We start from the raw sequence: 8,437 nt of genomic DNA, 5'->3' as shown, positions 1-8,437 counted from the left end.
TTTAGTGACAACTATTAGTAAGCCGGATGATACTAATAGTTCGGGTATTCCTCCTTTGCATATTGGGGCAATTTCTTGCTTATGTTCAAAAATAATTTGCGTTATTTCTCTAATAACTTTGGCATCAACATCCTGATTTGCGACAAACAATCGAGGTACAGCAACCGTCGGTAAATTTGCATTCGGAACTGGTGGATTACCCTTATATGCACCTTTAGGAATAATTGCAGTTTCAAAAGCCGGATGCTTGATTTTCATCGCATCACCTTGCTCAATTCCAACTAATATCCCATCATAATTTTGGATAAGATTAGCAATACCCTTATTCCCAACCGCACGAACCCGAAACAGAGCATCTACCCTCTTAAATTTAAAATCTTCCTCAGCTTGTTGGTCATCATAAAAACTACCTTTTAATCCAGCAATTTCAACTTCTGAATTTTGATTATCCTCTTTAATTAAACCGTAATATTCGGCAACTTTTTTAAACGATTGATATTGTCCACCCTTTGTAGGTATAGCAATTGTTTTACCTTTAAGTTGGATAAATTGTTTGATATTCGGATTACGTACCACCAACTGAAATAAATCTTTATATAAAACAATAACCGTACGAGGTGAAGCTTTTAAAGAATTATTTCCACCACTAGGAACATCCATATCTTCACTAACAATATCGGCTTGTGCAGTTGCTAACTGTACCTTCCCTTGCTGTAAAAGTCCTAAATTTTCCTTACTTCCACCAGTTGCTAAAACAGTTATTTTAATATTGGAGTGTTTTTCAATAGTCTTTGCGATCGCATCGCTAATAATATAACTTTCACCCCGCTTATCTCCAGCTGCGATCGTGATTTGCGGTGCTGTCAAACGTAGCAAAACTCTCCAACTAGCGAAACTCAACAAACTAAAACTAGCAATACCAAGACTAATAAAAACTAGTTTAGATATCGGATCGAGACTCAGAAAAAATTTCGGGAAAGCGGCAAAAGAAGGCTTTTTAAATATTGCCATATATTCACCCGTAGTATTTAAAAATTCCCAGATAACTAGCTTAGTTATAACAAATCTAGGTTAAGAGAAGGTTGTGTTGCGGATATTACTGTGGTGGCATTAGATACGTGAATATAAAATGGTATCACGCAGAACCCCTTTGCGACTCTGCGACTTTGCGCGAGCTAATCTTATGACTGAAAACGAAATAGCAAAAGAAATTGTCAATGCAGCCTACAAAATACATACAACACTTGGACCAGGATTACTAGAGTCAGTATACGAGGCTACTATGGAGTATGAAATCAAAAAGCGGGGATTGTATGTAGTTCGTCAACAACATATCGATATAGCTTACGAAGATATGTACTTAGAAGCAGCTTTCCGAGCAGATTTGATTGTAGAGGATAAAGTCATTATTGAGTTAAAATCTGTAGAAGCTACTCATCCTGTACATAAAAAGCAATTGCTAACTTATCTTCGCTTGACTGATAAGAAGTTGGGTTTGCTAATAAACTTTGGACAAGTATTAATAAAAGACGGTATTACGCGGTTGGTGAATGGTTTATGAAAGTGTCGCGCAAAGTCGCAAAGACGCGAAGGGATTTTTGGCAACTTTGCGTGATACTATTCCGGTAATTTATACTGCCCAACGATTTTTTTGGCAAACTCTGGTACATGTGCTGCCAATTTCTCTGGATAATTCCGCTTCACGTATAAATAGTTACGGGTAAAGTGGGAATCTATGGAAAAACGCGCATACTCTAAACCCTTGGGACCAATTTTTTCAATCACCACACCCATGAGTTTTGCTGCCCACATTGGTAGGGTTACAGCTTTGTCGTAAGCGGGAATGCTCTGTTGTACTGCTTCTTTGCGATTACCCTGGGAAGTGACTGGTTGGGTATCAATTTGGTTTTGTACTAAGTCCAGCATTTCTTGACCTGTATCATTTCGCACGACAATCCACTGCCAACCAAATGGTGCGCCCATATACCCAACTACTAAATCGGCTGTGGCATTTACGTAGTCGAAGCAACTCATGCAGGATGGTGCGAAGACATCTTTGAGTTCTTTTGTGTTTAAACCGAAGAAGGGGACTAATTCTGTTGAGCCATCTTCATGTTTGAAATGTACCCGGAAGTCCTGCATAAATTCGTAGTACACGACGGTATCGGGTGATTTGCTGGTTGTGTCGAGGAATTTTTGTAATCCTGCACGGGTAACGTTATCGACACAGGGTGTACCCAATACGTACAGCTTTTCTAGTCCTAGTTGTTTTTCGACTGCCCGTAGTGCTTGAATTTGACAACCAACTCCAATTACCAAAAGTCGTTTCATCCCTGATTTTTCAATTTCTTCTAATACTGAAAGGTTGGGGGATAAGGTTGGTTTGTTTACTTTTGCTGCGAGTATTTCTTCGGGGGTTCTGGCTATGATTGGTTTTGGTTGAAATCTGTCTTCTTTGGTGTTTTGGACGCAGACAACTCCTTCAACCATGCCACGATTGAGCATTTCTATGGCGATGGAACTGACTATACCTGTCCATTGTGCCCCTTCGATGGGTTCCTGTTTGCGTGCTGCTATCATCTGCTGATGCACACCAAAATACAGTTCGTCGGGATTTTCGAGGTTGCGATCGCGTCCGTGAACTTTTGTTTCTAATTCCTGAAATTGCTGGTTAATAAAGGCGCAAGCTTCCTTGACATAGTGGACATAGTATGTATCGCACAATCCACATTCGCTACATAATTCCTTGGCAGGACGACGACTACCGGGTTTGAGGGCTTTTGCTTTGTTGTGAGGATAAACTGAGGTCATGTTAATGATATTTTCTTAACTAAGAAAATAGGATAGCTTAAGGCGGCGCTTTGTACAAAGTTTAGTTTGAAAAGATAACCTAGAGGAACAGTTATGTTTGGAAGTTGAACAAGATTTCACCTAACCCAACCGAAAATTTGTTTCTAAAATTTCATCAAAAAGGAGAAAGAATTAATAATTAATAATTAATAAAACTTTCTCCTTTCCTTTTGACATTACTGCTTTGGTTTGGGTTTTGGGTTTGCTGTAGGAGTTGGTTTTGTCTCCCCTTGGTGCGGTAATGTGGGATGTTCGGCTGAATATTTGGCGACAATCTGGGAAATTTCAGGATTGTATAAGCGCAAATAATTCCAATAGTTACCGAAAACTTGCCTCACATAGTTCTTGGTTTCGTCGAAGGGTATATTTTCCACGAAGTCGTCGGGGTCATCTTTTGGTAAACTAGTTAACCACTTAGATACATTACCTGGTCCGGCATTGTAAGATGCGATCGCAAGTAGTGAGTTCTCTTTATAGGAGTCGTGGGTATGTCCTAAATACCAAGTTCCCAGCATAATGTTGTCTTTGGGGTTTTCCAGGTTGAGATTTTTGATATCCTGCTTAATCTGGGGAGCAATGAATTGTGCTGTTGCTGGCATAACTTGCATTAAACCAGTTGCCCCTGCTGTGGATTTAGCTTTTTTCTCAAACCGCGATTCTTGACGCATTACTGCTGTGACTAACAGAGGATTGACTTTATATTCCTTCGACCATTTTTCAATTTCCTTGATATAGGGGAAGGGATAACGTGCTTGCCAATAAATCAACTGTTTGTGCAAAGCTTTATATTGCTCTGCGTCTTCAGGTGTGTCACGATCCTCTAATTTGGAAATGGTATCAATACCCTTGAGATTTTCACCCCTTGCTAACTGCAACAATCCTTCAGTAAATTGCTCTGGTAATGTTGGTTGCATTTTATTCTGAAACTCAGTTTGCCATTGCAACCAAGCATCCCGATCTTGCCCTAACAGGTACAATTCTTTAAAAGCTTCCGAACCTGCTGTGGGAACTGGACGTACCAATTCGATAACTTCGGGGGTCATTTTGCGGACATTGTTGAAGTTACCGACATTTAACCCCAAAACACTTGCCGAGCGCCAAGCATAATAGGAGTATGGGTAATTGCTCACCGTGTACTCATAAGCTTGTTTTGCTTCTGTTTGTTTGCCGAGTTTGGTTGCCCATTTCCCGACCCAGAAACCCGCACGAGGTGCCAAAATGCTATCAGGGTTGTTCTGGGCAATCGGTTCTGCCCATTCCCAAGCTGCTTTGTAATCCTTTGCTTTAGCTTTTTCTTGGGCAACCTTCCAACGATATTCCGCAGCTTCTTCGGTGTTACCAAACTTATCGATTAATAACTTTTGCGCTGCTTCTACACCCTTACCATCATTTTGAGCCTTGAGAATTTCGATTTTTTTAACAAGTGCAACTCCAGCTTTTTCTGGAAATTTACTGATAACCTCATCAATATAAGGTATTGCTTCTGACTTAGTTTGGCTTACTTCTGCCATCCGCAACAATCCCATTCCCGTTTCCCTCGCTTCCGGGAATTCCGTAACTAGGGCTTTATAAGCATTTAAAGCATCTTCCCTCTGTCCCCCAACTTGCAAACCGCGTCCAGCACGATAGAGATTGCGGGGAGTTCGGGTTGCTTTGCTGTAGGCAGTTGCAGCTTTACCAAATTCGCTATTTTCCCAATATGCTGTGCCCAAAATTTCCCAATTTTCAGGTGTCAGCGTTGGTTGGCTAGCGAGCTTGTCTAGTACTGGAACAATACCAGGTTGATCGAACGAAAATTTTGCCAGAGCTAGCTGTAATTGCGGCTGGTTGGGATTTTGTTCGAGACGCTTGCGAATTGTTTCCCAGGTGAGGGGATGGGAAGGAAATTGCGCGATCGCTTTATCCTGATATTCGTTAGTACCAATCAAATATAAGGCTTTGGCAGTGGCTGGATGGGTGGGATAATCCTTGACTACTTTTTGTCGTAAATCTGAGGCTTTGCTATCATTTCCTAAAAGTTCCTCTGCTTGGGCTTTTTTGAGCAAGACATAGGGTGCGAGTAGGGAATAATCATTTTCGAGACCGTCTAAGTATTTCAGGGCTGCTTTGCCATTCTTATTGTCGATAAAATCGCTAGCGAGAAGATACCTAGCACGGTTGCGATCGGCTGATTGCGAACCTTTGGCAACTGCTTCGAGTTTTGCGGCTCTTTCGTCGGTAGATTGGACAACCAAAGGCAACACAGCAGATTTAGCTTTTGTTTCTTCGGTCAATAACTCGGTTTTGTCTCTGTTGGATTTAAACAGATTACCAAAGTTTTTACTAATCTCCGGGGCTGAAAACATTGCTCCAGCCAGAAAGGCACATAAACCAGCACCTGCAATTAGAGAAATTTGTTTTTTTTGTAGCTTCTTCAGCATGATACCCGCTGAAAGTTGACATCAATATCTTTGCAACTTTAGCATCACTGGAGGTAAAGATGACCAAGTTTTATGACAGATATTTTGTGTTTTTTCTTTAAGACTTTCTCAATTTACATCTGGGTGAGGCTCTATGAGGCTCTATATAGTTTACAAGTGAGGGTGTGGGTGGGGTGCGATCGCGAATAAATTTACTTTTTATTTTATTGCCAGAGTTAATTTGCAACGTTAAAAATTAAGATGTATAAAATGAAGTTATATACCAAATAATATAGAGATAAAAAGCGATCGCATAACCCAACATGCAAATTGTGATTCGTTTGATAAAATCCAACATGCAAAATTGTTGAAGTGGTATTGTACTAATTTGTAAGTAAAAATTACTGCTTAATATTCTCTAAGTTCCGTAAAAAACACAAAAAAGACCGCTTTTTACCAATGATTTTAGATTGACTTCGTATAATTTATGTGCAGTATTCAAGTATCTCATGGAATATCGCAGAGCCAAAATCGAGGGAGGTACATTTTTCTTTACGATTGTCACCCACAATCGACGAGCTTTTCTTTGCGAACCGGAAAATATTTTATTATTGCGGCAAGGATTTAAAGAAATTATTCGAGAATATCCGTTTATTATTGATGCAAATGTGATATTACCAGACCACCTTCATTGTCTTTGGACATTACCACCGGAAGATAGTGACTTTTCCAATCGTTGGCGATTGATTAAAAGTTATTTTAGCTCTCATTGTGATGCAAAATATAAAGGAAAAATATCAGCATAGCGCCAGAAAAAGGGCGAACAAGCAGTTTGGCAGCGCAGATTTTGGGAACATCAAATTAAAGACGAACATGATTTTCAGCAACATGTTGATTATATACATTACAATCCTGTTAGGCATGGGTATGTGAAAGCGCCTAAAGATTGGCAATATTCAAGTTTTATGTTGTATGTGGAAAGGGGTATTTATGATATTAATTGGGGTGCGGGAGAAGAGATAGAATTTACCAATGATGTTGGATGTGAATAATATAAAAAATATCTAATTATTTTATTTTAGGTTGGGTGCAGGCGCAAGAGAGATATGTGAAGCGAATTGATAAATATATATTTGCGCCGTAACCCAACATTTTATGCAATATTTGAAGCGTTAATTTTTATCGTTGAATTAAGTATTTGGTTGTTTAAATAATTTCTGTTTTCTTGATATCATGTGTTGGGTTACGCAAAGCCTCCACCCAACCTACAGAAGATTGCGATCGTACTAAAGGCTATATTACAGAAAGGACAGATAACCATAGGATGATGGCATTGCTCACACCCAATAACATCAGTAGCATCTGTTGAATTTAACAATTCAATAAATGATTTTCCTTTAGAAAAAACACTATTAACTACACCTGAAAAAACTGCAAATCCTACATTAGTATCGAAATAACGTGAACTAAAAAGACGTTCTTTCTCACATAATGGGCATCTACCTTTCCATACAGAATTTAGCCTTTTACCAGAACCTTCATGTAATTTTAGCTTTATAATACTCATAAAAAATTTACTACATTTCGATATTTTTATAGTTTGAACTAAGTCAGCAAAATATAGCATCCGTGAAAATTCGAGATTATTTATATATTTTCTAATTCCACTAACTGATCGAGTGTTTTTTTTGCAGATAATCTTAACTCTTCTTCAGTAATCTCAAATTCAGGGTCTTCAATTAGATTGGGGTCATTACAATAAGCATCTACATCACCGAATAATTTATCCAAAACTTGAAATTCTATTTCTGAATAAAATATTTCTTCATCTTTAAAAATTTGAAGAAATATTTGTTCAAATTTATTAGTATCAATTTTTTTTGAGAGAAAATCTTCTAGCAATATTATATATTTTTTTATACTCATAGCTTTAATATTAAGTTGCGGTCAATTTGTTAATAAAGATAATGCTCAATCGACTACGTATAACATAAGGAAAAATACTAAAGCTTCATTCAGTGATGTCTAGTATTCTCTCATGAATGATTCTGGAATCCTATTGGAAAGTGAGGGTTAGTTCCCTCACTTTAGAATCAATACCTCAATATTTGGATATTATCCACCACCAAGGTTACCTGTTGTTTCAAGTTGTTGAATTTGCTGAGTAGAAAGCTTCCATGCAGTTATGAAATCCTTATCTTCACTATATATGGCATTCAATTTGGTCTTTGGATCAAAATAGTGTATGACCTGACGACCACGAAAAGTACCCATAATCTCTAGAGTCTCACTACTAATTCTATGAGCTTCTAGAGCGTTTTTCCACTCAGGTATTCTCTGAGGATTAAAATCCCCAGTCAAACCAAAGTCGGCAGCGTGCTTAAATTTCTTCAAAAGCTGCTTATTGGAATATTTAATTGTCATAGTTGTTTTTATATAATTTAATCAGCAAAAAATATTATTTATAACTAACAGTAGCAGAAAGTTCACCCGATGTGCAACTTTTTCTGAGACTTTGGATTTGGAGCGTTTGAGCTACTTGAACAGTGAACTTTCAAAGCATTTATTGACCAAACAAAATTTTATGTTGAGACAGTACAATAGAAGCACACATTATAAATAGCGTCGCACTTTGCTATGACGACTGTAATTGCTAGACCTTCATCCTTACTTTCCAGCATCCGAGTAGAAAAGCTGGAGCATTTTAATCTGTTCAAGTTTAACGACGAACTGCAAGCACGGATGGAAGAACTTTTAGAACGCAAAAAAGCAGATTTACTGACACCAGAACAAATTATTGAACTTGAAGAGATTGGAGAGTTAGATAGAATTTTCACCCATATTAATGCAATGTTAATAGCTCAAAAATGACGATTGATGACTCAACTAAAGAAATTGTGCGAAGACGGGCAAATTACCTTTGTGAATATTGCCATTCCCCCGAACGTATCGCCACAACAAGATTTACAGTAGACCATTTGATACCAAAATCAATAGGTGGTGATGATAATATTGAGAATTTAGCGTTAGCTTGTCGTCGTTGTAACGAACGTCGCTACAATTTTGTTGCTGGATTTGATGAAACAACAAAAGTAATAGTACCCCTATTTAAGGGAACTCCAAGAAATAAATTATCCCTCAAAAATCAAGAACTGATATTACAGGTATCAATAATAATCATTATGCAT

General features: G+C 38.1%; 9 protein-coding genes and 1 pseudogene. 4 read left to right on the top strand and 6 right to left on the bottom strand.

Annotated elements, in window-relative coordinates:
- On the bottom strand, positions 1–1,011 hold a 1,011-nt coding region (locus tag CK510_RS21570; protein ID WP_143289377.1), incomplete at its 3' end, for a TAXI family TRAP transporter solute-binding subunit.
- A 172-nt stretch (positions 1,012–1,183) separates the two neighbouring features.
- Here CK510_RS21570 and CK510_RS21565 point away from each other — a divergent pair.
- Positions 1,184–1,561 carry a GxxExxY protein gene (locus CK510_RS21565; protein ID WP_095723651.1) on the top strand — a complete coding sequence of 126 codons (378 nt, stop codon included), beginning with the start codon at positions 1,184–1,186 and terminating at the stop codon, positions 1,559–1,561.
- Between the two features lie 56 nt (positions 1,562–1,617).
- On the opposite strand, the gene CK510_RS21560 is transcribed toward CK510_RS21565, so the two are convergent.
- Positions 1,618–2,811, bottom strand: coding sequence for a Coenzyme F420 hydrogenase/dehydrogenase, beta subunit C-terminal domain (locus tag CK510_RS21560; RefSeq protein ID WP_095723650.1), 1,194 nt, complete (start codon positions 2,809–2,811; stop codon positions 1,618–1,620).
- Between the two features lie 215 nt (positions 2,812–3,026).
- Positions 3,027–5,270, bottom strand: coding sequence for a transglycosylase SLT domain-containing protein (locus CK510_RS21555; protein WP_095723649.1), 2,244 nt, complete (start codon positions 5,268–5,270; stop codon positions 3,027–3,029).
- A 488-nt stretch (positions 5,271–5,758) separates the two neighbouring features.
- Here CK510_RS21555 and CK510_RS34430 point away from each other — a divergent pair.
- Positions 5,759–6,301: pseudogene (locus tag CK510_RS34430) on the top strand (REP-associated tyrosine transposase).
- 191 nt (positions 6,302–6,492) lie between these two features.
- Here CK510_RS34430 and CK510_RS21545 read toward each other — a convergent pair.
- The 3 genes from CK510_RS21545 to CK510_RS21535 all read right to left on the bottom strand — a co-directional run bounded on the left by CK510_RS21545 (position 6,493) and on the right by CK510_RS21535 (position 7,673).
- Positions 6,493–6,816: a hypothetical protein gene (locus CK510_RS21545; protein WP_143289376.1), complete on the bottom strand. Its 324-nt coding sequence runs from the start codon at positions 6,814–6,816 to the stop codon at positions 6,493–6,495.
- 80 nt (positions 6,817–6,896) lie between these two features.
- Positions 6,897–7,175, bottom strand: a complete 279-nt coding sequence (locus CK510_RS21540; protein WP_211293250.1) for a colicin immunity domain-containing protein — start codon at positions 7,173–7,175, stop codon at positions 6,897–6,899.
- Positions 7,176–7,364: 189 nt separating this feature from the next.
- On the bottom strand, positions 7,365–7,673 hold the full coding sequence (locus CK510_RS21535) for a colicin D domain-containing protein (protein WP_095723647.1): 309 nt from the start codon (positions 7,671–7,673) through the stop codon (positions 7,365–7,367).
- A 213-nt stretch (positions 7,674–7,886) separates the two neighbouring features.
- Between CK510_RS21535 and CK510_RS21530 the strand changes: the two genes are divergently transcribed.
- On the top strand, positions 7,887–8,120 hold the full coding sequence (locus CK510_RS21530) for a hypothetical protein (RefSeq protein ID WP_095723646.1): 234 nt from the start codon (positions 7,887–7,889) through the stop codon (positions 8,118–8,120).
- A partial coding sequence (locus tag CK510_RS21525; protein ID WP_245912271.1) for an HNH endonuclease occupies positions 8,117–8,437 on the top strand: 321 nt, incomplete at its 3' end. The genes CK510_RS21530 and CK510_RS21525, both read left to right, overlap by 4 nt.

The organism is Brunnivagina elsteri CCALA 953 (assembly GCF_002289455.1).
GTDB classification, from domain to species: Bacteria; Cyanobacteriota; Cyanobacteriia; order Cyanobacteriales; family Nostocaceae; genus Brunnivagina; species Brunnivagina elsteri.
The sequence above is the reverse complement of the archived record's forward strand: the minus strand, read 5'-3'. Positions and strand labels throughout refer to the sequence as shown.